Origin of the sequence: Streptomyces sp. AK02-01A (genome assembly GCF_033795305.1) — a bacterium.
Classification (GTDB): Bacteria; Actinomycetota; Actinomycetes; order Streptomycetales; family Streptomycetaceae; genus Streptomyces.
Map to the genome: position 1 here is coordinate 85,775 of NZ_JARBAE010000026.1, position 23,531 is coordinate 109,305.

Below are 23,531 nucleotides of genomic sequence, written 5' to 3' on the forward strand. Positions count from 1 at the left end.
CCCGGCGGCACGGACCCTCGTCCGCGCCGCCGGGGCCGGTTCACACCTACGGCTTGCCGCCGTCGTACAGCGCGGTCACCTCTCCGGCGGTGAGCGCCTTGTCGTACACGCGCACCTGGTCGACCGCGCCGTTCCAGTAGTCGCCCTTCTGCCGGTCGTACTGGGCACGGCCGACCGAGAGCGGTCCGGTACTGACATCGGCCGGGCCCGCGTCGGCGGTGGCCGCGAGCTCACCGTCGACATACAGCGTCAGCCGGTCCGCCTCGCGGACTCCGACGAGGTGGTACCACTGGCCCCGCTCCGGAATCGTCTCCAGACGGGCCCGGTGGCCGCCCGGGGTGCTGAAGGCGAACGCGCCCTGCCCGTACTGGAGATAGAACGGATTCTCGACGCGACGGCCGTCCTGGCTCACCGCCGTCGCGTAGTTGCCCGGGAGTTCGTCGAGGGAGACCCAGGCCGACACCGTGTAGTCCTTCGTGGTGTCGACGACCGGGCCCCGGGTCTCGGCGTACTGTCCCTGACCGTTGAACTTCAGCGCGGAGCCCCGGACTCCAGGCGTCCAGGCCGTGCCCTCGGTGAGAGTGAGATCGCTGTGGTTGGGGCCGCTGTCGCGTGCTGTGGTGCCCTTGCCCTCGTCGAGCGCCCAGTCGCCACCGCCGCGCAGCGCGTCACGCTCACCGGCGGCGGCGCCGGCCGCGATGACCTGCTGGTTGATCCGCCGCACCGCGCGCGCGTCGACCTTGATCTCCCGGCGGTCGTAGGTCCACAGTCCGTTCAGCTCATTCTCCAGGTCGGTGACCTGGGTGTAGACCGAGCCGGACAGTTCGGCGGCAGCGGCGGCGAGATAGTACGTACGCGTGTTGTCGACGTACGTGGCCGTGAGAGCGGCCTTGTCGGCGACCCCGCTGTAGATCGCGGCGGGCGCACCCGGCCACATGTGCCCGGGCGTACGAAGTGTGAATCCGCCGTGCTCGCCGTCCATCGCGGCCCGGAGGTCGTCCGGGAAGGGCGCGTCGTTGTTGAGGTAGTCGTGGTGGTCGATGATCTCGCCCTTCCCCGAGTCACCCTTCGACGAGCAGCAGTTGACACCGCTGTGCGCGTTGACGACACGGGAGGGGTCGGCGGCCTTGACCGACTCGGCGATCCGCCCGGTCTCGGCCCTGTCCCATTCGCCCCAGCCCTCGTTGAAGACGATCCAGCCGCCGATCGAGGGCGCGTTGTGGAGTTGCCTCATCGCCTCCTGGCCCTGGGAGAGGAAGGCCTGCCGGCCCCGCTCGTCGGTGATGTCACTGGAGACGAAGTCCTGCCACACCAACAGGCCGAGCCGGTCCGCGTGGTAGTACCAGCGAGGCGACTCCACCTTGATGTGTTTGCGCACCGCGTTGAAGCCGAGGTCCTTCTGCGCCTTCAGGTCGAAGGCGAGCGCCGCGTCACTGGGCTGCGTGTACAGGCCGTCGGGCCAGAAGCCCTGGTCGAGCATGGCGAGGGAGAAGAACGGTTTTCCGTTCAGTACGAGCTTCTGATAGCCGCCGACCTTTTCGATCCCGAGGGAGCGCATACCGAAATAGCTGCCGACCGTGTCGGTGGACCGGCCGTCCGTCAGCGTCACATCGAGGTCGTAGAGGTACGGCGTGTCAGGAGTCCACAGCCGCTGGTTCCTGACCGGCAGACTCAGCTCGCGGTTGGCCGGGCCGCTGACGGTCCCGACGATGTCACCGCTCTTGTCACGGGCCACGGCCTTGATACGGGCACCGGGCGACGCGGTGGTGGAGTTGACGGTCAGCGCGAGTGCGTGCGCACCGATGTCGGGAGTGGTCGTGAGTGTGTCGATCGACACCGGAGCGACCGGCTCCAGCCACACGGTCTGCCAGATGCCGGAGGACTCGGTGTAGACGATGCCGCCGGGGTTTCGGGACTGTTTGCCCTTCGGCTGGTCCGGGCCGGTGACGTCGGTGACCGCGACGACGATCTCCTGCGGGCCGCTGCCGCGCAGCGCGTCCGTGATGTCGGCGCCGAATCCGGTGTATCCACCGGTATGGTCGGCGACCCGCACTCCGTTGACCCAGACCCGGGCCTGGTAGTCGACGGCACCGAAGTTGAGTTTCAGCCGCCGGCCGCCGTCGTGTCCCTTGCCCACGGACCAGTTCCCGGGGACCGTGACGAGCTTGCGGTAGAACATGTGGTCCTCGTGGCGTTCCAGCCCCGACAGCTGGGACTCCACGGGAAACGGCACGGTGATCCGCTCGCCGAGTTTCGCGCCGAAGACGGGCCGCTCGCCCTCGGCCGCGGCGGCGAACTCCCAGGGGCCGTTGAGGTTCTTCCACTCCTTGCGCACCTGCTGCGGCCGCGGGTACTCGGGCAGCGGACGGTCGCGGTCGAGCCTGTCGCCCCATGGCGTGGTCAGCCGGTGCGTGGAACGGTTCGTGGCCGTACGGCTGATCTCCGGGACCGTCTCACCGCCCGCCCGGAGGCCGCCTTTCCCGTCGTACGCGACGCGGACCCGCTGGTTCTTCTGCACCGGGGCCGCCAGTGTGACGACCAGGGACTTCGGGTCGTCGGACGCCCTGGCGACCGAGGTGACCGGCATCGGCGTGGTGTCGGCCTCGATCGCCAGGTGGTCCTTGACACCACCGAGGTTCGCGACGGTGTCCTGGAACGCGGCCCGGACCTTCAGCCCGTCCTCGGTGACGCTCAGCGCGACCGGATACACCTCGAAGTCCGCCGGCGGAGTGAACGCCTCCGCAGGCACGATCTGCTTCGTGAGCTTCGGGCTCGACCAGCGCAGGAACATATTGGCGCCGCCGGTGTCCTGGAACATCTCCAGCCGGAATTCGTGCTCCTCCCCGGCCCGCAGCGCGACCGGCCCGCTGGTCTGCTCATTGTCCCAGTCCGGTATCCAGTGATCGATGACCGTCTCGCCGTCTATGTACAGCCGGAAGCCGTTGTCACCGCTCGCGGTGAAGGTGTACTCCGCTGTTTCCGGCGCCTCGACAAAGCCGGTCCAACGGGCCGTCGTGTGCTCGGTCCTGCCGGTCATGGACTCGAACGTGCCGGTCAGAGCAGGGAAGTTGATATCGGGTTCGAGTGCGACTCCGCCGAGCTCGGCGAAGTCCCGGGCGCCCGGTGCGGACATGCTGAAGTACTCGCCCTTCAGCCCGTGCGCATCGGGTGCCGGATCATGCGCGGTGGACGAGCTGACGGAGGCGGTACGGGAAGGAGCGGCAGCGGCCGGAACCAGTGTGGCCCCGACGGGAAGCAGCAGCGCGGCGGCACAGGCCAGAGCTCTGAACAGGCCCCGGGGGCTTAACGGTTGTCGATGCAAGGCGTCGTCCTTGTCGGATACCGCGGTGCCCCGTCCCTGTGAGGCCCCGCACATAACCGAACATTGAGCCACAGCGCCAAACACATAACAACGGTCGCGCACCCACAATTTTCAACGATGCAAAATCGCTTCGACCGAGGTGCCGGTGAGGCCCGTCCGCGGTGGACCGTACCTACCGCGCCTTCGGCCCGGAACGACTGCGGAACGGGACTCCGCGCCGTACACACCGGTCGGACTCAGACCCGTACGAGTGGTGTGTCCACGAGGTGCTCGGCCAGGAACCAGCACTGGAGCTCGCCGGTGCGAATCACCTCGGAGACAAGGAGGTCATTGGTGCCGTCGTCGCCGAGTTCCTCCGTGCGCGCCGCGACGTCATGCGCTTCGATGAGGATGATCTCGTGGGCCTCAAGAAGGCGGGACAGCATGGCCGGCACTTCCTCGACACCGTCCGGAGGCCGGGGCACAGAGGTGATCTCCGCGGCGTGCCGCGGATCTCCGACGGCCACACCACCCAGTGTCTGCATGCGTTCGGCGAGGGCGTCGACCAGTTCGAGCTGCTCACTCGCGTGCTTGTCGAGCAGGAGATGGAGCTGGTAGAAAGTCGCGCCCCGCATCAGCCAGTGGTGCTTCTTGTACAGGGCGTAGAGCATTTGCGTGTCGGCCAGAACACGGCCCAGACGCTGGCAGGAGTACATCCGCGCGTCGTGCGACAGCCCGAGCGGAAATTGCTTGACGGTGCCGAACTCCTGGATGACGCCGCTCTTCTGGTGAAGCCAGGGCTGGCTGCTCTGCTGAGACTTCGGCTTCTGCTTCGTTCCTCTGTTCTCACTCATCGCTTTACTCTCCGGAACCGCTTCCGCGGCGGAATCATGGCACAACACCTGGTCGTGCCCGCGGCACCTGAACTCCCGTTTCATGCTACTGAGACGGTCCGCTTCCGGCCTGTCGGGAGAAGCCGCATCCGGGTGACTCGGGCCGAAGTGAGAGGGCGGCCCGCGCCGCGTGGCGTTGGCCTCGGACGGCCCCGGGAGTGGATACGTTCCACCCGGACATACGCGGACCGCTTCTCTTGAGGAGACGACGGACATGACAAGGTCGTGTGGCGCCGGGATCAGCCGGTGGCTGAGCCGCCGGACGCCGCTGTCGCTGCTGGTCACGGCGATCGCGCTAATGACATCTCAGGTTTCGGAGCCGGTGGCGCACGCGGGACCGCTGTCCTGCCGGTCCTCCGTGCCGTACCGCTCCGGCGACGGCGGATATCACACGTTCCGGGTGCCGGCCGCGCTCCAGGTGCCGGACGGCGCGCTGCTGGCCTTCGCCGAGGGGCGGCGAAACTCGGCCGCGGACGACGGAGACATCGACCTGGTGCTGCGGCGTTCCCTGGACCGGGGCTGCACCTGGCAGCCGCTCCAAGTCGTCGCCGACGCCGGGCCCGACACCGTGGGCAACCCGGTGCCGGTGATCGATCCGCGCAGCGGAGACGTGGTGCTGGTCACCTGCGGGACGATCGGCACAGCGACGGAGCGCCAGGTGAGAAACGGAGCCGTGCCCGGCTCGGTGCGCCGGGTGTATGTGCAGCGCAGCACCGACGGCGGCAGTAGCTGGTCGGAGCAGCGGGACATCACCGGCTCGGTCAAGACACCTGAATGGCGCTGGTACGCGGTCGGACCCGGCCACGCGGTGGCCCTGCGGCGAGGACCGCACCCCGGCAGACTGCTGGTGCCGGCGAACCACAGCCTGGCCAGGTCCGGCAAGATCGGAGCACACTCGATCTACAGCGACGACGGCGGGCTCACCTGGCGCGTCGGCTATGTGACTGATTCTTCCGCCGGGCCGCTGGAGCTCAACGAAAGCACCTTGGCGGAGCTGCCGGACGGCAGGGTCTACATCAACACCCGGGAGCACAGCAGCCGTCCTCGGGGAAGCCGCGCGGACGCCTACAGCTCCGACGGCGGCGCGACGCTGTCCGTGCCGTTCCGCGCGCAACCGGGGATCGCGGGTCCGGTGGTGCAGGGCAGCGTGATGTGGGTGCCCGGTCCGTCGTTGACCGGGAGGCTGCTGTACTCCGGTCCCGCGGACCGGACCCGGCGGATCCGTATGCAGGTACGCGCGAGCGACGACGGCGGATTGTCATGGCGTCCGCTGTGGACGGCGTCGGAGGACCCGGCCGGTTACTCGGACCTGGTGCGGATCCGCGCGAGCGTGACCGGTCTGCTGTACGAGACCGGATCGTCCTCCTACCACGAGACGATCCGGTTCACCCTCCTGCCGCCGCCCTTCCTCGGATCCCTCTGAGGCGTGTTGCGAAAGTCCCGCCCCGGTCCTCCGGGCGGACGGTGCCACTTTCGCAACACGCCAAAAGCCCTGCCAGGTTCACGGGTTGAGGCCGCTGACCACCCCGGCCGTGGTGGAGATGCCGTTCGCGATGGTCGGCGCCATGCTGGTGCCCGCGAGAAAGAACCCGAGCAGTACGCAGACCGTGGCATGCGAGAACTTCAGCCCGCCCGTGCGCATGAAGATCACCGCGAGGACCACCATAAGCAGTACCAGTGAGATCGAAATAGCCATGGACAACCTCCTCCGCCGCACTGGAATCGCGGCATTCGGCGGCCAGTGTGGCGGAGGAGAAGGTCCGTACGGCCGACTGGCGTGGCCCCCGTACGGGTGGTTGTCGGCGGCGGCCCCAGTTGTGGACGGCGGTCACACCGGGAAGCGTTCGAGCACCGCAAGACCGTCCGAATCAAGAGGCCGAAAGCACACCGTCCGGCCGGTCTTCATGGACCAGCCGGACGGCGCCACTTCTCAAAAAAGGCCCTACGGCTCCGGCAGCGCGGCCAGTTCCGCCAGTGCCTCCTTGTGCCGGCCCGGTGAACCGAGTGCGATCTCATCGGACTTGGCGCGCTTGAGAAAGAGATGGGCGGGATGCTCCCAGGTCATTCCGATCCCGCCGTGCAACTGGACGCACTCCTCGGCCGCGTGTACGGCCACCCGTCCGCAGTAGGCCTGCGCGACGGCCACGGCGAGCGGCGCCTCGGGGCTGCCGGTGGCGAGCGCGTCGGCCGCGTTACGGGCAGCGGCGCGGGCCGAGACAACCTCCAGCCATAGCTGCGCCATCCGGTGTTTGAGTGCCTGGAACGAGCCGATGGGACGGTTGAACTGATGCCGCTCGCGGGTGTGCCTGACGGTCTCCTCCAGGCACCACTCGGCGATACCGAGTTGTTCGGAGGCGAGCAGCCCGGCCCCGGCCAGCAGCCCGCGCCGTACGGCGGTTTCCGCCGTGGGCCCTTCGGCGATGCGGACTCCGGCGCCCGCGCCGACGGTGACGGCCGCGAGCGGACGGGTCAGATCGAGCGAGGTGAGCGGCTCGACGGCGACCCCGTGGGCCGCCGTCTCGACGGCGTACAGCCCGTCGTCCCTGAGTACGAGCAGGACATCGGCGCGCTCGGCGTCGGCGACACCGCTGACGGTGGCGCCCGTTGTCACACCGACGGGCAGTGGTGCGTGTGGAGCGGTGGTGAGTGGCAGGGCCAGTACGGCGACCCGATGACCGTTGGCGAGCGCGGTGAGCAGCCCGGCGACATCCGTGCTCTCGGTGTCGCAGGCGAGCAGCGTCTCGGTCGCCATCACCGAGCTGGTCAGACAGGGCGCGGGCGTGACGTTCCGTCCCAACTCCTCCAGCACGACGGCGGCCTCGCGATGGCCGGCGCCCTGGCCGCCCAGGATTTCCGGGACCAGCAGACCGGCCGCGCCGATATCGGCGGTGAGCGACGTCCACAGTCCAGGGTCGTACGGATCGCCCGACTCAGCGCGGACGAGCGCCGCCGATACACCGCCGCGGTCGCTGAGCAGGGACCGTACGGCCGACCGCAGCAGCTCCTCGGTGTCGGAGTAGAGCAGATCGGCGGCGGCGCCGGGATGTGGTGTCCGCGTCTTCACCGGGCCAGGTCCTTCCATGCGACGTCCTTGTCGTTGCGCGGTTCGGCGGGCAGTCCCAGGACGCGCTCGGCGACGATGTTCAGCAGCACCTCGCTCGTACCGCCCTCGATGGAGTTGCCCTTCGAGCGCAGATAGCGGTAGCCGGCGTCGCGGCCGGTGAAGTCGACCAGCTCGGGCCGGCGCATGGTCCAGTCGGAGTACAACAGCCCCTCGTCGGCGAGGAGTTCCACCTCCAGACCGCTGATCTCCTGGTTGAGCCGGGCGAAGGCGAGTTTCAGACCGCTGCCCTCGGGACCCGGCTCACCCGCGACGAGCCGCTGACGCAGCCGCTCACCGGTCAGGCGGGCCACCTCGGCCTCCACCCAGAGTGTGAGCAGCCGCTGATGGAGATCGTGGGTGCGCAACTCGGGCCGCTCACGCCAGGTCCGGGCGATCGGGCCGATCATGCCGCCCTCGCGCGGAAGCCGGGCTCCGCCGATGGAGACCCGTTCGTTCATCAGAGTGGTCTGAGCGACCTTCCAGCCCTCGCCGACCTCGCCGAGCCGGTGCGTGTCCGGGATACGCACATCGGTGAGGAACACCTCGTTGAACTCGGCCTCGCCGGTGATCTGGCGCAGCGGACGTACCTCGACGCCCGGGTCGGTCATGTCGCAGAGGAAGTAGCTGATACCACGGTGTTTGGGCAGGTCGGGGTCGGTGCGGGCGATGAGGATGGCCCAGCGGGCGAGATGCGCGCTGGATGTCCAGACCTTCTGTCCGTTGACGATCCAGTCGCCGGAGGCGTCGTCGCGCACCGCGCGGGTGGCGAGCGCCGCCAGGTCGGATCCGGCGCCCGGTTCGCTGAAGAGCTGGCACCACACCTCCTCGCCGACCCACAGAGGCCGCAGAAAGCGTTCCTTCTGTTCCCGCGTACCGAAGCGCAGGATGGTCGGCGCGGCCATGCCGAGGCCGATGCCGATGCGCCGCGGGTCGTTGTCGGGCGCCCCGGCCGCCGCCAACTCGGCGTCCACCACGGCCTGGAGGGAACGCGGCGCGTCGAGTCCGCCGAGCCCGGCCGGATAGTGCACCCAGGCCAGTCCGGCGTCGAAACGCGCCTTGAGGAAGTCGCCGCGGTCCGTGTCGGCCGGCGGGTGAGCGGCCAGCAACTTCCCAGTCAGAGAGTGCAGTTCGGCGGCGTCGGTCATCGGTCGTCTCCCTGCGGAAGGACAACCACACGGCCGGTCGTGACGCCGTCGGCGACCCGCTGGACCGCGTCCGCCCCGCCCTTCATCGGCACGCGTTCGCTGATGAGCGGTTTGATCGCGCCACGGGCCGCGAGTGCGGTCAGTTCCTGGTGGCAGCGCGCGACGGCGGCCGGGTCCTTGGTGGTGTAGAGGCCCCAGTGGAGGCCCATGACCGAGTAGTTCTTCACCAGCGCGTGGTTGAGCGCCGGGCAGGGCACGGTGCCGCTCGCGAAGCCCACGACCACGATGCGGCCCTCGAAGGCCACACACTTGGCGGACTTGGTGTAGGCGTCGCCGCCCACCGGGTCGTAGACAACATCCGCGCCCCGGCCTCCGGTGGCCTCCTTCACGGCCGCGACAAGGTCGTCCGTGCGGCGGTCGACGACCATGTCACAGCCCAGTTCCCGGGCGACTCGGGCTTTCGCCGGTCCTCCGACGACACCAATGACGGTGGCTCCGGCCGCCTTGCCGAGCTGTACGGCGGCGCTGCCGACCCCGCCGGCCGCCGCGTGCACGAGCAGGGTCTCGCCCGCCCGCAGGCCCGCTCGCCGGTGCAGACCGAACCAGCCCGTCTGATAGCCGATGTGCAGAGCGGCCGCCTCGGCGTCGTCCAGCGACTCGGGCGCGGGCAGGACCGCCGCCGCGTCGGCGACGACGTACTCGGCGAGACCGCCGTTCGGCAGCGCGGGCGTCGCGATGACCCGGCGCCCGTCCGCTGTCTCTCCGCAGATCTCCACGCCGGGTGTGAACGGCAGCGGCGGCCGCACCTGGTACTGGCCGCGGCAGAGCAGGGCGTCGGGAAAGTTGATGTTCGCGGCACGGACCAGCAGCCGGATCTGTCCCTCGCCGGGCTCCGGCCGCTCCACCGATTCGAGCCGCATCACCTCGCTCGGCTCGCCGTTCCGGTGCACTCGCCATGCCTGCATTTCGGAGCCTCCACCTGTGGGCCACTACCGCGGTCTCCCGCATACTAAGCGGTCGCTTGTCCACGTGGAACACTTCCGGAGACGACTCCGAGAAGACGCCGCCTCCGGCGGCCGGGCCCGCGCCGGACACGAACAGCGCCACCGCCTTGTATGTCCTGGGAAACGGTCCCAGGACATACAAAGCGGTGGCGTCGTGCTGTGTACGCGGCATCGGTCCGCGCGGAAAACACCGCGGCCCGGCATCCGCCGCGAGCCGCGGTTGTCCGTGTCGCGGCCCGACCGTGGTCACGCTCCGATCAGTCGTGGGCTCCGGGCCCGACACTCTCCGTACCGTCCTGGAAGATCGGGACAGGTCTCGTCCGGCGAAGGTACGCCTCCGCCTTGAGGATCGCCTCGCGTGCGGTCCGCTGGCCCATCAGCACACACAGCGTGTACGCCACGTCCTCGAACCGCCTGCGCGTGGTCTCGTCGAGTGGATCCGCGAGGACCAGCCGCTCCCACTCCCGGTAACGACCCAGCAGATCGGCGACCAGATGTCTGTCCGGTAGCAGCATGTGCACCACTCCCAGCATCGGAGTCCGCCCGTTCGCCGAGGACCCGGTACGCCTGGCTCACGAAGGCGGTGCGGCGAGGACCGGCGCGCACAGCGGGACACCAGTCCCCTGTAGCCAATTCTCCCACCGGCGCGCCGCATCCGCACTCCAGAAGCCCGGCGGCCGGAGACCTCGGCGGTCAGTTCCCGGACATGCGCCCGCGGTGCCCGTGGACGCGCGGGCCGGGTGTCACAGCTCGTCTCTCGCGAGCGCCAGCAGCCGGTCCAGGACCCGCGGTCCGCCCGCCCGTACCCCGTCGTGCTCGTACTCGTCGGTCACCCAGGTGCGCAGCCCCCGGATGGCCCGCGCCGTACGCAGGGAGTGCTCGGTGTCGACATACATGTCGTCGTGGTAGACGGCGGCGGCGACCGGTACCTCGTTGGCGGCCAGCCGGCCGGCGTCGTAGAGCTGGGGCCAGTCGGTACGGGCGGCGAGTATCTCGGCGGTCTCGCGCAGCGGACGCAGCGCCGGGTCGCTGTCGAAGTGCCAGGGATGGACGCTTTCGCCGGTGAAGTACAGCGGCCCCTCTCCCGCCAGGGTCTTGTCCGCGTCGAACCGGGCGAACTCGGCGCGGACCCGCTCGGCGGCCCAGGAGGTGGACCGGTTGTCCTGCGCATAGATCGCCTCATGGAGAACGGCGTAGAGCGGATGGCCCGCGTACGAGAGGGCCGATGCCACGCCCTCCTGGAAGGCGTCCGAAAGGGCCCGGCCTCCCGCCGTACGGACAAAGGCGTTCTCCAGCAGATAGTGGAGCTGATGGCTGCCGTCCCCGGCGCCGAGCATACTGCCGAGGGACTGGAATGCCTCGGGCGTGAGGGTGTATCCGGTGGGAAGGACGGTGCTGTGTTCGGCGAGATGCTCGGCGATTCGGCGGGCCCGGCCGATGTCCTGCGGATAGCGGGCGTAGTGTGCCTCGACCTTGCGAGCGATCCTGGGATAGGCCGCGCGGTAGACCTCGTCGGCCGTGGCGTCCAGGGAGGGCAGACCGCCGGTGATCAGTACCGTACGCAGGCCCTCCGGTGCGGTGGAGAGATAGCGGGTGGCGCAGAAGCCGCCGAAGCTCTGGCCGAGCACGGTCCAGGGAGCGCCGCCGGTGAGCTGCGGCCGGATGGCCTCGCAGTCGCGGACAATGGAGTCGGCGCGGAAGTGCGCCAGGTATTCCGCCTGTTGGCGCGGACCGCCGCGCAGCGGGAGGGTCTGGCGGTTGGCGGGAGTGGAGAGTCCGGTGCCGCGCTGATCGAGTAGGAGCACCCGGAACTCCTGGAGTGCGCGGCCGAGCCAGGCCTGTCGGCCGACGAACCGGCGCGCGCCGAAGCCGGGCCCGCCTTCCAGATACACCAGCCAGGGCAGATCCGCGTCGGCCTTCGCGCCGTCGACGACCTCGCGGGCGTACAGCTCGATCCGCTCCCCCGACGGCTCACCGTGATCCAGCGGGACCGTGAAGCGGTGGTCGGTGAGGACGACGCCGGGCTGGCGATAGCTGGTCAAAGGTGCTCCTGTTCTCGGTCGCCCCCGCCGGGGCAGTCACGCTGAACAGTTCAGCACATGGCGGTCCGCCGTTCGCGCGGAGGGCTGAGCGGCGCCCGGTTGTCCGTGCATCCGGAGCCGGCGCGAGGCCGCTGACGCTGTTCGCGCCGGCACGCGCAGACGGACCGCCGCGACGTCTGTCGATGCCGTCGTGCTCAGTCCTGGTGGTGGCTGGACGAGGTGTCCTCGGGAGGTACGGTGCGTCCGCCGTCGTTGCCGCTGATGACGACAGCGAGGAGCCCCGCGAGCACGGCCGCCGCGGCGAGGCGGCCGCCGAGACGCAGTGTCCAGCCGCTCTTCGAGCCGGCGCCGGCGCCCGGCCGGGACAGCCGTTCGGAGCGCCGCGCGGGACGCAACAGCCGTATCAGCAGGAGCGCCGCGATGGGAAGTTGAAGCAGCCACACGGTGGTGCGGAACCAGCCGTCGTACCAGACGTTCGTCCCGTACAGGAGGGTGTGCCACACGCTCAGGACGTACACGACGATGACGAATCGGTGCAGCACACGCCATGTCCTGGGGCCGATCCGGTGTCTGACGTAGAAGAGCAGGCCGAGCGGGACGGCCAGATAGAGCGCGGCCTGGCCGACGGGTATGGCGATCTGGCCGGTCCCTGAGGTGTAGCCGCCCGGTACGAACGCCTCGACAAAGGCGGTGTACAGCCGGGAGTACCAGCGCGAGGTGTCATGTCGCACCAGCTCGGCCGCGAACAGCAGTGCGTGTGCGGCGATCAGAGCGATCGTGTTGAGACTCGTGGTGCGGTGGAGTCGCTCCAGGCTCTGGCCGGACAGCGGCAGCCGTCGCGGGCGCGGTCCCGAGAGCAGCAGCCCGAGGATGACGGTGGTCCAGGCCCACAGCAGCGCCGCCCAGCCGAACGCCTGGCTCAGGAAGTACATCCAGAAGCCACCGGCGTCGGCCATGAACGGCATGACGGTCACGGTGGACGAGGTCTTCGCCTTGATACGGGCATAGAGCAGGGCGAACACGGCGGCGGTCACGACGAGGGCGGTCAGGCCGTCGGGGATGGACGCTCTGAGGTCCGATCGGAGTGTGATCCGGCCGGGCTGCCGGCTCGTGGTGTTCGAGGGCCGACTGTCCGGCTCGGGTGCGGCGGGCGCGGGTGGCTGCTTCATCTCTGCGGCCTCTTCGATGGCGTCGGCGGGTCGGGTCGCGTTGCCCTGTGTCGTGGGCGGTTGAACAGGTGCGTCACCCGAGGAGTCGGGTGACGCACGGGAAAAGTTCCCGGCTCTTTCATGTGACATGGATCACACAATGTGAGTGTCGGCCTATAGCGGTCGAACCAGCGACGTATCCGGATCGCCGGCTCTTTTCCGGTGCTCCGTCACGGGTGACACGATGACGGCCATGAGAGCCGGGGCCTTATTCCGCCTCACACGTGCCGTGGTCTTCGCGGCCGTGTGTGTTGTGGTGTCCGGCCTCGGTCACGCGCTCCAGTCCGGTACGCCGCTGCCGCTGCCGGCCCTCGCTCCGGCCTTCGTCGCGATGAGCGGCGTCGGCTGGTGGCTGGCCGCGAGGGAGCGCGGTGTGCTTCTTGTCGCGGGCGTGAGCGCGGCCGGTCAGGTGGTGATGCACGGCCTGTTCAGCCGGCTGCATCCCTGTCTGTCCCCGCACGGTGTGCCGGGCGCGAACGGCCCCTCCGGAAAGGGCCGTTCGACGGCCGGGCCGGTTCACTCGCATCATGGGAGCGCGGGCGAGGCGTCCATGGATCTGGCCGGTCTGCCAGCATCGCTGATGGTCCCTGACGTTCCCGCGCTGACCTCCGGCATGGCCGCGGCGCATGTGGTGGCCGGGCTGCTGTGCGGCTGGTGGCTGTGGCGAGGCGAGGCGGCGATCCGCCAACTCGGGCGCTCGCTGGCCTTGTTCGTCCGCGCGCCGTTGCGACTGGCCTGGTCCTTGCTGTCCAGGACCGGACATCACCTGCCACGGCCACTGAGCCGTGCGCCGCGCCGACCGTCCCGACGTCCGAGCCGTCTTGTGGTGCTCCATGGCATCTCCCGGCGTGGACCACCTCTTGGCCCGCTCCCCGGCTGACCCTTCGCCCGACCGTTCACCGGCCGGAGGGTCCGCACAGTCATGCCGGTCGCCGGCGCGTCGCGGCGGACCGGTCCACTGCGGGAGCCGCGCCGTGTCCCGGTACGGCTCCGCGAGGAGCGAAGGACCTTGCGTGATGTTTTCTCCACCGACCACCACGACAGCACGGGCGACCGGCGCGGGCCATGCCGGATCCGGATACCGCGCCGGGCGGCGCGACGCCGGATCAGCCCTCCGCGACCGGCAGATCACCGCGTGGGCGATGGCCGCGGGACGCGGTGACCAGGAGGCCGCCGAGCGTTTCGTACGGGCCACGTACGACGACGTACGACGGTTTGTCGCCCATCTCAGCGCCGATGTTCCCGGAGCCGACGACTTGGCGCAGGAAACCTATCTGCGGGCGCTGACCAGTCTGGCGAGGTTCGCCGGCCGGTCCTGCGCCCGCACATGGCTGCTGTCGATCGCGCGTTGCGTTGTGATCGACCGATACCGCGGCGCCGCGGCCCGGCCCCGGCTCGCCGACACCGCGGACTGGCAGACGGCGGCTGAACGCGCCCAGCCACGTCATGTGCCTGGTTTTGACGAAGCCGTGGCGGTGTTCGATGTCCTCGGCACGATGGACGGGCCACGGCGGCAGGCCTTTGTGCTGACGCAGATACTGGGACTGTCGTACGCGGAGGCGGCGGTCGCCGCGGACTGTCCTGTCGGTACGGTCCGCTCTCGCGTCGCACGGGCGAGACGCGACCTCACCTCGGTGTGGCGGGCGGACGAGGCGCTCCGTCCGATGACCGGCCCCACCGCCTGACCACGGCCGCTTCGCGGCGGGCGCACGCCGAGCGGCCAGTCTTTTCCTGAGCGTCCTCCGGAACACCGGTGCGCGCCGTCGTCGCCAACGGCGCGCACCGGGCACCGCGGCGGATCAGGAGGACGACGACCGTGCGGATCGGGTGCGCCGCGCCATGACACCGGCACAACCGCGACGCACGGCCGAGGTCAGCGACAGCGGCAGCACAACACACTGAAGCGACACCGCCAGCCAGAACGCCTCCGTCCTGCCCGCCTCTTCAGCCATCCCGTAAAGCTGCCCTCCGACCACACCACTGGCGAACGCGCCGATGCCCGCCGCCAGCCGCTGGCGTCCGAACACCACGGCCGGCGCGGCGGACGACCTGGCCAGCGCCTCCAGATCGTTCTTCAGGAAGAGGACGATCTCGCCGAGGCAGATCAGCGCCGCGCCCGCGCCGATCCCCGTACGCCCGCCCCAGGCGATGGCCGCGGTCCCGGCCGCCATCGCCGAGAAACCCACCCGCGTCGCACTCTCATAGGTGAGTCCGGCGATCCAGCGCGAAAGCAGCGGCTGCGCGATCACGATGAGGCCCGCGTAGGCCATCAGCACGACGCCGTAGAACGACGCGGAGGTGCGCGGGACGGCGTACAGGGCCAGATAGTGCTGGAAGAACATGAACGCGTACACACTGACGACGGTCACCGCGAAGGGCAGCAGCGCGCCGTCGGGACGTCCCGCCGACGCCCGGGAGCCGGACGGCACACCGCCGGGGCCGTCCGTACGGGGCAGCGCGGCGTGCCCGAATCCGACGGCGGCGAACAGCGCGGTCACCACGGCGAACAGGACACCCGGCGAGCTCAATACGAACGGCGCCGCCGCCGGTGGTCCGAGCGCGATGCCCGCGTTGAACGCCGCACCGCTCATGGACAGCAGCCGCGGCCGCTCCGCCTCCCGGGCCCCTTCCACGAGATACGCCTTGTTCGCGGGCAGATACAGAGCCGCGCCGCACGAGACCAGTAATAGGGCGCCGACCGCGACCACCGGACTGCCGAGGCCGGGCACGAACGCGCCGAACCCGGCGGTGCGTACGGCCAGCGCCACCAGCATCGTGCCCCGCAGCCCGATCCGCCGTGCCAGCGCGGCTCCCACCACGCCGCCGGAGAACTGCACCAGCGACGCGACCGCGAGCACGACGCCGACCGTGCCGAGACCGAGCCCGAGCCGGTCGTGCAGCAGCACCGACATGTACGGCAGCACGGCGAAGCTGCCCAGGGTGATCAGGAAGGAGGCCGCCAGCAGGAACGCCCGCGGACCGGTCGGCCGTCCCCGGCCCGCCCGTGGCTCACGGTTCACCGTCGGCCACTGGGCCTTCGGGCACAGGACCGTCGGCCGTGGCGGCGCCGGTGGCGAGGACGGGACACACACTCCCGGCGGCGCTCAGTGCCCGGTGCAGAGCCAGCTCCGCCGTGGCCGCCTCCGCCAGGACCATCCCGGTGCAGCCGCGCTGGTCGTCCACGTGCTGTACGGCGTCTCCGGGCGCCTTTGTCGGGTACCAGCGCACCTCGCCCGGATAGCCCGCCAGTTCATCGAGCCCGCGCCAGCCCGCCAGGACGCCCCGCCGCTCCGCGTAGACAAGGACGAATCCGCTGGCGGGACCCGTATGGCCGAGCGGCCCGCCCATGAGCCCGGGACGGTGCCCGAGCGCGACGCTGATCATCGCCTCGTACACATTCGTACGCAGAGAGCGGCAGAGTGCCTCTCCGACCAGCGCTCCGCCGATCCTGCGGTTGATCTCCACCAGTTCCGGGCCTTCGGCGGTGAGGATGAACTCCACATGGGCGAAGCCGCTGTGATGACCTGCCGTGTACAGCACACGGCCGACCCAGTCCTCGATCGCGGTCAGCTCACCGTGCGGCACGGCGACCGGGAACGCCGCGGCCTCCTCACGCACGAGCGGTTCACGTGAGGTCTGCCGGCTGAGCACACCGAGCAGCCGGGTGTCGCCGGCCCAGCTCAGTGTCTCCGCGCTGTAGAGCGGTCCGGCCAGGAACGGCTCCGCGAACAGCTCTCCGGCGAGCGTCTGTTGAGCGGCCGCCAGGAGTGCGGCGCGCAGTGTGTCCTTGTCCCTGACCACCCAGACATCGCGGGAGGAGGTGCCGGCGGAATCCTTGAGGACGGCCGGCAGACCGGTCCCGCGAAGCACCGCGGCGGTCGCGTCCTCCGGGTCCGGTGGCAGCCGCACCGCGCCACTTCTGCTCAGGCCCTGGCCATGCAGAAGATCACGCACCCGGGACTTGTCGCGCAGCAGCCGTACCGTCGCGGGATCGGGACCCGGCAGTCCGAACTCGGCCGCGAGATCGGCGGCCGGCACACTCCAGGTGTCCGTGGTGTTGATGAGACCGGCGAGATCGGGCAGGGCCGCCAGCGCACTCCGGGTCGCTGCCTCGTCGAAGGTGTCGACGTCGACCACGGAGAGAGCGCCGTCCGGCAGTGTGGCGAGCTCATGCCGGTACACGGACCGGTCGCGGGTGAGCAGATACAGCCGGTGCCCGGCGGCGGTGGCGGCGGCCGCCGTCCGGGCGAGTCCGAAGGAGAGCGATTCCAGCGCGGCGATGGTCACGACGGCTCCGTTTCCGTTGTGCCGGGCATCGGATGGGAGCGGCGTGCCCAATCCATCACCGACCACGGTGGCGAGAGTTCGTCCAGTGTCCGGATGCGGCGCGGTCGCAGAGCGCGGCGGTCGAGGGCCTCGCGGTGCCGGGCGAAGACCCGTTCCGTATAACGGTGTCCGGTGTCGGCGCCGATGACGAGATGCAGCCGTCCGGGATCGTGGGCCGCTTCCCAGGAGGCGACCAGATGCGCGGCTCCGGCGGAGAGTCCGGCGAAGACGGCGTGCTCCCGCAGGAGGCCGACCGCACCGGCCATGGCATGGCGGAAGTCCACCCAGTGCAGGGTGTCGTAGAGAGCGTGCCGGACGTTCCCGAAAGGAATGGAGCTCCCGATACCGGCGATGATCGCGTCCGGATCGCTGAAGCGTTCGCTGCCGAAGGTCACACTGCCGAACGGCTGGATACCGACGAGGCGCACCTCCCGTCCCGCGCCCCGCAGCGCCCGCGCCAAGCCTCCGGTGGACGCGCCGGTGCCCACGGCGCCGACGACGGTGAGAGCGGCGGCGCCGGGCAGTGCCGCGGTGACCAGGTCGGCGAACTCGCGGTATCCCGCGTAGTGCACCGCGTCGTGGTACTGCCGCATCCAGTGGTAGTCCGGCCGGCGGGCCAGCAGTTCGTGTATGTGGCGCACGCGCCGTTCCTGGTCGAGCCGGAGGCTCTGCGACGGAGGCATCTGGTCGACCGTCGCGCCCAGGACTTCCAGTTGCGCTCGCATCACCGCGTCGACGGTGGTGGAGGCCACGATGTGACAGCGCAGCCCGTAGCGGTGGCAGGCCATCGCGAGGGCCAGGGCGTAGATGCCGCTGGAACTGTCGACGAGTGTCTGGCCCGGCACGATGCTGCCGCGCCGCAGAAGCGTACGGACGGCGCCGAGCGCCGCGTAGACCTTCATCGTCTCGAAGCGCGCGAACACCACGCCGGCGCCGAGCCGGACAAGATCGGGCGCCTTCATCGCGTCGGTGATGTGCTCGTGGACAGGTGCGGCGGCCATGGTCGGAGTGGACGGGGCGGTCATCGCACGGCACCTCGCCTCGTGCGAGGCCGGCTGGTGTATTCGTGGTGCGGCGGCATGACGTACGGATCCTCCTGGGCTGCGGGTGCCGATGTCGGTGATCCACGCGCGAAAGCCCGGCGGGCCGCGGCAGGCGTGCCGCACCACGTTCACTTCTTGCTTCCCCGGACGATCAGGCGCCGGGAGTTCTGGTCGTACGCGGTGCCGTCGAAGCCTCCGAAGCACTCGACGCCGGTGAACCCGGCAGCCACGAAGAGATCGTGCAGTTCGGCTCCGCTGTAGAGGAAGGAGGTGAGGGAGGCCGTACGCGCGGTCGCGTCGCGCACCAGCGTCCAGTCGGTCCTCAGCCGGCGCCAGCCGTCGAGCACGGTGTCGCGCTGGACGACATACGAACCGTCGGGCAGCTCCACCACCTGCGGACGTCCGATCCAGCCGGCCAGGACCTCCTTGCCCATCACATCCACCAGGAGCCGCCCACCCGGCGCGAGGCTCTCGTACGCGTTGCGCAGCACCTGGAGGTTGTCGTCCGGCTCGTCGAAGTAACCGAACGAGGTGAACACGTTGAGCACCACGTCGAAGAAGTGCGGCTCGGCATACGAGGCCATGTCCGCCCTGACCAGCCGCACATCGGCCCCGGCCCGCGCACACGCGGTCCGCGCACGGTCGAGCATGGCGGGACTGAGATCGACCCCGGTGACGTCGTATCCGCGTCGTGCCAGCGGAACGAGGAAGAGACCGGGCCCGCAGCACAGGTCGAGCACCCGGGAGCCCGGCGGAAAGTCCAGCAGCGGAGAAGACGCCACCAGATCGGCGACCGCCTCACCACGGTCGGCGGAGAACATCGTGGGAGCGAAGTCGGACCAGAGGGATTCGTCCTCGTACCACTTCACGGCCACAGCCTCCCTCGGAGCCTCAACGACCCCTGATCCACGCCAAGTTGACGTCCGGAGCATGAGCTCCGTCCGGCCTTCGCCTCAGTAGTCGGACGGCACCGGGCCACAGTTCCCGCCGACCGGAAACCGCGGCGGGCCGAGCGTCCTGGCCGGGCCCGGCGAGCGCGTTTGGCCGACTATGAAAAAAACCTTGGCCAAATCTTGAATTGGCTGATCGGACCGGCTGCCTGAACACTGGGCTCTTCACATGGGGGGAGTCGGAATGGCGGTGGAGTTCAGCTTGCTCGGCGGCGTCGAGGCGCGCGTTGACGGCCGACCGGTGGAGCTGGGTCACGCGCGGCAGCGGTGGGTGCTCGGGGCTCTGCTGGTCGATGCCAACAGAGTGGTGCCGGTCGCCCAGCTCCTCCACCGCGTATGGGGAGACCGGTCGCCCCAGCGGGCTCCCGGGACGCTCTACAGCTATCTGTCCCGGCTGCGCCAGGCCCTGGCGTGCGCCCAGGAAGAGGTACGTATCACACGGCAGTCCGGCGGCTATGTCGTTGAGGTCGACGCGTCCGCCGTGGACCTGCACCGCTTCCGGCGCCTGGTCGAGCAGGCCCGGACGACCGACGACGGCGAGCGAGCCGCGGCCCTGTTCGAGCAGGCCCTCGGACTGTGGCAGGGCGAAGCTCTGCACACCCCGGACACCCCGTACTTCAACGCCTTGCGGGAGACGCTCTGCCAGGAGAAGTTCGCGGCCGAACTGGACCTGAGCGACACCGGACTGCGACTCGGCCGCCACACCACACTGCTGGCCGAACTCTCCGCACGCGCCGAGACGCATCCGCTCGACGAGCGCCTGGCCAACCAGCTCATGCTCGCGCTGTACCGCAGCGGGCGGCCGACCGACGCTCTGCACCACTACCACCAGATGCGCGTACGCCTGTCCGAGGAGTTGGGCACCGACCCCGGCGTGGTGCTGCAGCGGTTGCACCAGCAGATCCTCACCGCCGACGCGGCCCTGGCCGTCTCCGCCGGCACCGGATCCGCACCGGGGCCGGCAGCGACGGCGGTGCCGCGCCAACTTCCCTCGTCGCCACCGGTGTTCACCGGCCGGAGCCAGGAGCTCGAACAGCTCACCGACGCCCTGGACGCCCAGCGGAGCGGGCGGAGCGTCGCCGTGGTGATCTCGGCGATAGGCGGGATCGGCGGAGTCGGCAAGAGCTGGCTGGCGCTGCGGTGGGCGCATGAGAACGTGGCACGATTCCCCGACGGCCAGCTCTATGTGAACCTGCGCGGCTTCGATCCGTCCTCGGAGCCCTTGCCCACCTCGGTCGCTCTGCGCGGATTCCTCGACGCGCTGGGAGTCGACCCCGACGCCGTCCCGATGGATCCGCAGGCACAGTCCGGGCTCTACCGCAGCCTGCTCGCGGACAAGCGCATGGTGGTCGTGCTGGATGACGCCCGCGACGCCGATCAGGTCCGCCCACTGCTGCCGGGCAGCCCCTCATGCACGGTACTGATCACCAGCCGCGACCGCCTCACCTCCTTGGTCACCACCCATGGTGCCGAACCTCTCACCCTCGATGTCTTCCACGCGGACGAGGCGCGCGAGCTGTTCGACCGCCGCCTCGGTACGCACCGGATCGCCGCCGAACCCGACGCCGTCAGCGCGCTGTTGGAGCACTGCGCGGGCCTCCCGCTCGCCCTGGGCGTGGTGGCGGCCCGGGCCGCCACCCACCCCGGCTTCCCACTCGCCGTACTGGCCGACGAACTGCGCGAAGCCACCAGTCGCCTCGACGTACTGGACGTCGGCGATGTGACCGTGAATCTGCGCGCGGTCTTCTCCACCTCTCACCGTGCCCTCACGCCCCGGGCACAGCGCCTGTTCGCTCTGCTGGGGCTGGTGGCGGGTCCCGACATCAGCCTGGCCGCCGTCGCGAGCCTGGCCGGACTCACTCCGGCCCGCGCGCGGGTGCCGCTCGGCGAGCTGGAAGCCGCCCATCTGATTCAGCAACTCCGTCCTGGCCGCTATCGCATGCACGATCTCATCCGGCTGTTCGCCGCCGAACTCGGCGACCGTGAGGAGGACGCCGCCGCCGCGCTGACCCGGCTGATCGACTTCTATCTGCACACCGCCTTCGCCGCCAACGAGTTGCTCGACGGTCCGCACAGCCCGTTCCAGCCCGAGCTGCTGCCGCCGGCCCCGGGCTGCTCCCCGCTCCGGCCCGCGGACACGGCCGACGCTCTGGAGTGGTTCGACGCGGAGCGTCCCTGCCTGCTGGCGGCCCAGGGCCTCGCTCTGGCGCAGGGCCAGTACGCCCAGGTGTGGCGACTGGCCTGGACACTGGTCTCCTACCATGTGGGCGGCCACCACCTCCAGGACTACTTCACCGTCTGGCGCACCGCCCTCACCGCCGCCGAGCGGCACGGAGACTCTCCGGCGCCCAGAGCCCTCGCCCACTGGCGGCTGGGACACGCCCGCACGCAGAAGGGAGAGCACACCGAGGCCCTCGACCATCTGAACCTCGCGCTCAGCCTCTCCGAGCAGACCGATGACATCGCGGGCCAGGCGCATGTCTACCGCACACTCGGCTGGGCCTGGGAACAGTGCGGCGACGACGAGCGCGCCCTCCACCACGCCATCCAGGCGCTGCGCCTGTACCAGACGCTGGACAACCCCGTGTGGCAGGCCAATCAGCTCAACGCGGTGGGCTGGATGCATGCCCAGCTCGGCCGCTATCCGGAGGCGCTTTCCCACTGCGAGCAGGCCCTCGCGCTCTTCCGCAAGGACGGACGGCCCGGTGACGAGGCGTCAACTCTGGACAGCCTCGGCTACATCGCCCACCACACGGGCCGATACACCGACGCACTGGACCACTACCAGCAGGCCATGAACCTCGTCCGGGGCCTCGGCAACGCCCACGACGAGGCCGACACCCTCGCCAACCTCGGTGAGACGTACCACGCCATGGGCCGGTCCGCAGAGGCCCGCGACGCCTGGCGGGAGGCCCTGTCCCTGTATGAGGACCAGCGTCGTACGGCGGCGGCACAACGCCTCAAGGAGCGGATGGAGCTCGCTCCGGAAGTCTGAGGCGCCAGGTCAGTCACGGCCCGGTACGGGATCTCGGATCGTCAGAGGTCTCGCCGTGGCCGCGTCGCGCACCATGACGCCCATGGGACCGAGCCGTTCCTCCACGGTGGTGAGAATCCTCGACACCGCGCCGGGATCGGACGGGTCGCCCACTGACGATGTCGCACGCCGGACCATGTCTACTCCTCGATGGCCCCGCCGATCCGCCGGAGATGCCGCCGGAAGGTGTACGCCGGATCGGCCGCGCGCCGCGCCAGATAGTCGTCGAAGGCAGTCTGCCGGCGCAGTGTCTCACCAGCCCTGATCCGGCGGGCCTGTTCGCGCTCGGTCTCCCGGATCCGGTGTGCCGTCGCCAGCACCTCTTCGGCGCGCTGCGCGGCCACGAACAACACGCCGTCCTCGTCGCCGAAAACGATGTCGTCCGCGCTCACCAGGTGCGGCCCGAACCGCGCCGAGTCCAGTGCCTCCGGCTCTCGTTCGTCGAGCCGAACCGGGCCGGGCGGGTAACTGCCGTAGCTGAACACCGGCAGGCCGATCTCCGCCAGCTCCGGTGTGTCCCGGTGCAGCCCCCAGACCACCAGGCCCGCCAGTCCCGTCGCCCGCGCCTCCAGTACCGCGAGGTCGCCGACGCACGCCTCGTCCTGTCGCCCGCCGTTGTCGATGACCAGTACATCGCCCGGCTCGGCCCGGCCGAACGCCTCCAGGAATACGTCCACACTGCCGTAGTGACGTACCGGCAGCACACGCCCGGCGATCCGGTGTCCGCCGACGACCGCGCCGATGCCGTGTGGTGCGGCTCGCAGCGGCACCTCGGCGCGGACGCAGGCATCGGCCACCAGCGGTGTGGAAAGGTCGGCGAAGCTCTTCAGCACGGCGGTCTCCCTGGCTCGGTACGTCAGCGCCGGACGCGATGGGCGGCGCCGAGATCCTCACGGCGATCGGACCGGTGCGGCCACGCCGGCGGAACAGCCGAAGGCGTGCGGCATGACCGAGGCACGTCGCTTGACAACCTGGTTAGTCAACCATGACGAACACCTCGCCCGCTCGCCGATACGACCGTGATCGGCGGCTGAACAGGACGCACTCATTGGCTTCCTCGTACATCAGGTGGCAAGTCCGCCTCGATCATTCTCGACGACGCCGACCTGGAGCAGGTCGCGGCGGCGGTTCCCTTCCTCGCCTTCGGCAACAACGGCGAGTCGTGCGCCGCCCACACCAGGCTGCTCGCTCCCCGCAGCCGTTACGAAGAGGTCGTCGGCCTTCGGTGGCTACAAAGCCAGCGGCATCGGCCGGGAATTCGGCCCTGTCGGCCTCAGCACGTACCTCGAACACAAGACGATCGGCATGTGACGCCGGGAAGCAGGTGACGGTACGGGTGGGGGCCTGGGCTCCCCCGAGCGGCCAAGGCCCCCACCCAGCTCTTAGGGCGTGTTTCGAAAGTCCCGCCTGGCTCGCGACGCCTGGCACGCACGCTCGCCGCGTTGTCGGAGTCGTCCCAGTACATCCAGTACGCGAACGATC

19 protein-coding genes and 1 pseudogene are annotated in these 23,531 nt (G+C 70.0%); 5 read left to right on the forward strand and 15 right to left on the reverse strand.

Annotated elements, in window-relative coordinates:
- Window positions 1-46: 46 nt before the first annotated feature.
- Both PV679_RS23050 and PV679_RS23055 read right to left on the reverse strand, forming a co-directional pair.
- The gene (locus PV679_RS23050; RefSeq protein WP_319682260.1) at window positions 47-3,376 is read right to left on the reverse strand and encodes a LamG-like jellyroll fold domain-containing protein; all 3,330 of its coding nucleotides are present in this window, start codon (window positions 3,374-3,376) and stop codon (window positions 47-49) included.
- 182 nt (window positions 3,377-3,558) lie between these two features.
- On the reverse strand, window positions 3,559-4,155 hold the full coding sequence (locus PV679_RS23055; RefSeq protein WP_319682261.1) for a DNA starvation/stationary phase protection protein: 597 nt from the start codon (window positions 4,153-4,155) through the stop codon (window positions 3,559-3,561).
- Between the two features lie 253 nt (window positions 4,156-4,408).
- On the opposite strand from PV679_RS23055, the gene PV679_RS23060 reads away from it, so the two are divergent.
- A complete protein-coding gene (locus tag PV679_RS23060; RefSeq protein WP_319682262.1) occupies window positions 4,409-5,617 on the forward strand; it encodes a sialidase family protein in 1,209 nt (402 codons plus the stop codon).
- A 78-nt stretch (window positions 5,618-5,695) separates the two neighbouring features.
- On the opposite strand, the gene PV679_RS23065 is transcribed toward PV679_RS23060, so the two are convergent.
- The 7 genes from PV679_RS23065 to PV679_RS23095 all read right to left on the reverse strand — a co-directional run bounded on the left by PV679_RS23065 (window position 5,696) and on the right by PV679_RS23095 (window position 12,657).
- Entirely contained in the window at window positions 5,696-5,890 is a 195-nt protein-coding gene (locus tag PV679_RS23065) for a hypothetical protein (RefSeq protein ID WP_319682263.1), read from the reverse strand.
- A 246-nt stretch (window positions 5,891-6,136) separates the two neighbouring features.
- Complete coding sequence (locus PV679_RS23070; RefSeq protein WP_319682264.1) at window positions 6,137-7,276, reverse strand: acyl-CoA dehydrogenase family protein; 1,140 nt, start codon at window positions 7,274-7,276, stop codon at window positions 6,137-6,139.
- Entirely contained in the window at window positions 7,255-8,442 is a 1,188-nt protein-coding gene (locus PV679_RS23075; RefSeq protein ID WP_319682265.1) for an acyl-CoA dehydrogenase family protein, read from the reverse strand. Before PV679_RS23075 ends, PV679_RS23070 begins: the two co-directional genes overlap by 22 nt.
- Window positions 8,439-9,407: an NADPH:quinone oxidoreductase family protein gene (locus PV679_RS23080; protein ID WP_319682266.1), complete on the reverse strand. Its 969-nt coding sequence runs from the start codon at window positions 9,405-9,407 to the stop codon at window positions 8,439-8,441. The genes PV679_RS23075 and PV679_RS23080 overlap by 4 nt, the downstream gene beginning before the upstream one ends.
- 296 nt (window positions 9,408-9,703) lie before the next feature.
- Window positions 9,704-9,961, reverse strand: a complete 258-nt coding sequence (locus tag PV679_RS23085; RefSeq protein ID WP_319682267.1) for a DUF5133 domain-containing protein — start codon at window positions 9,959-9,961, stop codon at window positions 9,704-9,706.
- 228 nt (window positions 9,962-10,189) lie between these two features.
- On the reverse strand, window positions 10,190-11,488 hold the full coding sequence (locus PV679_RS23090) for an alpha/beta fold hydrolase (protein ID WP_319682268.1): 1,299 nt from the start codon (window positions 11,486-11,488) through the stop codon (window positions 10,190-10,192).
- 194 nt (window positions 11,489-11,682) lie between these two features.
- Complete coding sequence (locus tag PV679_RS23095; RefSeq protein WP_319682269.1) at window positions 11,683-12,657, reverse strand: ferric reductase-like transmembrane domain-containing protein; 975 nt, start codon at window positions 12,655-12,657, stop codon at window positions 11,683-11,685.
- A gap of 232 nt (window positions 12,658-12,889) precedes the next feature.
- Here PV679_RS23095 and PV679_RS23100 point away from each other — a divergent pair, with 232 nt between their 5' ends.
- Complete coding sequence (locus tag PV679_RS23100; RefSeq protein WP_319682270.1) at window positions 12,890-13,576, forward strand: hypothetical protein; 687 nt, start codon at window positions 12,890-12,892, stop codon at window positions 13,574-13,576.
- 136 nt (window positions 13,577-13,712) lie between these two features.
- The gene (locus tag PV679_RS23105; protein ID WP_416069777.1) at window positions 13,713-14,381 is read left to right on the forward strand and encodes a sigma-70 family RNA polymerase sigma factor; all 669 of its coding nucleotides are present in this window, start codon (window positions 13,713-13,715) and stop codon (window positions 14,379-14,381) included.
- A 114-nt stretch (window positions 14,382-14,495) separates the two neighbouring features.
- On the opposite strand, the gene PV679_RS23110 is transcribed toward PV679_RS23105, so the two are convergent.
- The 4 genes from PV679_RS23110 to PV679_RS23125 form a co-directional block, all read right to left on the reverse strand.
- The gene (locus tag PV679_RS23110) at window positions 14,496-15,716 is read right to left on the reverse strand and encodes an MFS transporter (RefSeq protein WP_319682271.1); all 1,221 of its coding nucleotides are present in this window, start codon (window positions 15,714-15,716) and stop codon (window positions 14,496-14,498) included.
- Entirely contained in the window at window positions 15,706-16,983 is a 1,278-nt protein-coding gene (locus tag PV679_RS23115) for an ATP-grasp domain-containing protein (protein WP_319682272.1), read from the reverse strand. Before PV679_RS23115 ends, PV679_RS23110 begins: the two co-directional genes overlap by 11 nt.
- A complete protein-coding gene (locus tag PV679_RS23120) occupies window positions 16,980-18,047 on the reverse strand; it encodes a pyridoxal-phosphate dependent enzyme (protein WP_319682273.1) in 1,068 nt (355 codons plus the stop codon). The genes PV679_RS23115 and PV679_RS23120 overlap by 4 nt, the downstream gene beginning before the upstream one ends.
- Window positions 18,048-18,193: 146 nt before the next feature.
- Window positions 18,194-18,934 carry a class I SAM-dependent methyltransferase gene (locus PV679_RS23125; protein ID WP_319682274.1) on the reverse strand — a complete coding sequence of 247 codons (741 nt, stop codon included), beginning with the start codon at window positions 18,932-18,934 and terminating at the stop codon, window positions 18,194-18,196.
- A 250-nt stretch (window positions 18,935-19,184) separates the two neighbouring features.
- On the opposite strand from PV679_RS23125, the gene PV679_RS23130 reads away from it, so the two are divergent.
- Window positions 19,185-22,010: an AfsR/SARP family transcriptional regulator gene (locus PV679_RS23130; protein ID WP_319682275.1), complete on the forward strand. Its 2,826-nt coding sequence runs from the start codon at window positions 19,185-19,187 to the stop codon at window positions 22,008-22,010.
- A gap of 9 nt (window positions 22,011-22,019) precedes the next feature.
- Here PV679_RS23130 and PV679_RS23135 read toward each other — a convergent pair whose 3' ends face one another.
- Window positions 22,020-22,187 carry a hypothetical protein gene (locus PV679_RS23135; RefSeq protein ID WP_319682276.1) on the reverse strand — a complete coding sequence of 56 codons (168 nt, stop codon included), beginning with the start codon at window positions 22,185-22,187 and terminating at the stop codon, window positions 22,020-22,022.
- Between the two features lie 2 nt (window positions 22,188-22,189).
- Complete coding sequence (locus PV679_RS23140; protein WP_319682277.1) at window positions 22,190-22,882, reverse strand: RraA family protein; 693 nt, start codon at window positions 22,880-22,882, stop codon at window positions 22,190-22,192.
- 234 nt (window positions 22,883-23,116) lie between these two features.
- Between PV679_RS23140 and PV679_RS23145 the strand changes: the two are divergent.
- A pseudogene (locus PV679_RS23145) lies at window positions 23,117-23,266 on the forward strand (aldehyde dehydrogenase family protein); the annotation flags it as partial.
- Window positions 23,267-23,531 lie beyond the last annotated feature (265 nt).

Coding starts and splice junctions, on each gene's coding strand:
- PV679_RS23070 (WP_319682264.1), bottom strand. CDS start 7,276: ATGGAAGGACCTGGCCCGGTGAAGACGCGGACACCACATCCCGGCGCC.
- PV679_RS23080 (WP_319682266.1), bottom strand. CDS start 9,407: ATGCAGGCATGGCGAGTGCACCGGAACGGCGAGCCGAGCGAGGTGATG.
- PV679_RS23105 (WP_416069777.1), top strand. CDS start 13,713: ATGTTTTCTCCACCGACCACCACGACAGCACGGGCGACCGGCGCGGGC.
- PV679_RS23100 (WP_319682270.1), top strand. CDS start 12,890: ATGAGAGCCGGGGCCTTATTCCGCCTCACACGTGCCGTGGTCTTCGCG.
- PV679_RS23085 (WP_319682267.1), bottom strand. CDS start 9,961: ATGCTGCTACCGGACAGACATCTGGTCGCCGATCTGCTGGGTCGTTAC.
- PV679_RS23075 (WP_319682265.1), bottom strand. CDS start 8,442: ATGACCGACGCCGCCGAACTGCACTCTCTGACTGGGAAGTTGCTGGCC.
- PV679_RS23120 (WP_319682273.1), bottom strand. CDS start 18,047: ATGACCGCCCCGTCCACTCCGACCATGGCCGCCGCACCTGTCCACGAG.
- PV679_RS23055 (WP_319682261.1), bottom strand. CDS start 4,155: ATGAGTGAGAACAGAGGAACGAAGCAGAAGCCGAAGTCTCAGCAGAGC.
- PV679_RS23060 (WP_319682262.1), top strand. CDS start 4,409: ATGACAAGGTCGTGTGGCGCCGGGATCAGCCGGTGGCTGAGCCGCCGG.
- PV679_RS23135 (WP_319682276.1), bottom strand. CDS start 22,187: ATGGTCCGGCGTGCGACATCGTCAGTGGGCGACCCGTCCGATCCCGGC.
- PV679_RS23095 (WP_319682269.1), bottom strand. CDS start 12,657: ATGAAGCAGCCACCCGCGCCCGCCGCACCCGAGCCGGACAGTCGGCCC.
- PV679_RS23130 (WP_319682275.1), top strand. CDS start 19,185: ATGGGGGGAGTCGGAATGGCGGTGGAGTTCAGCTTGCTCGGCGGCGTC.
- PV679_RS23065 (WP_319682263.1), bottom strand. CDS start 5,890: ATGGCTATTTCGATCTCACTGGTACTGCTTATGGTGGTCCTCGCGGTG.
- PV679_RS23050 (WP_319682260.1), bottom strand. CDS start 3,376: ATGTGCGGGGCCTCACAGGGACGGGGCACCGCGGTATCCGACAAGGAC.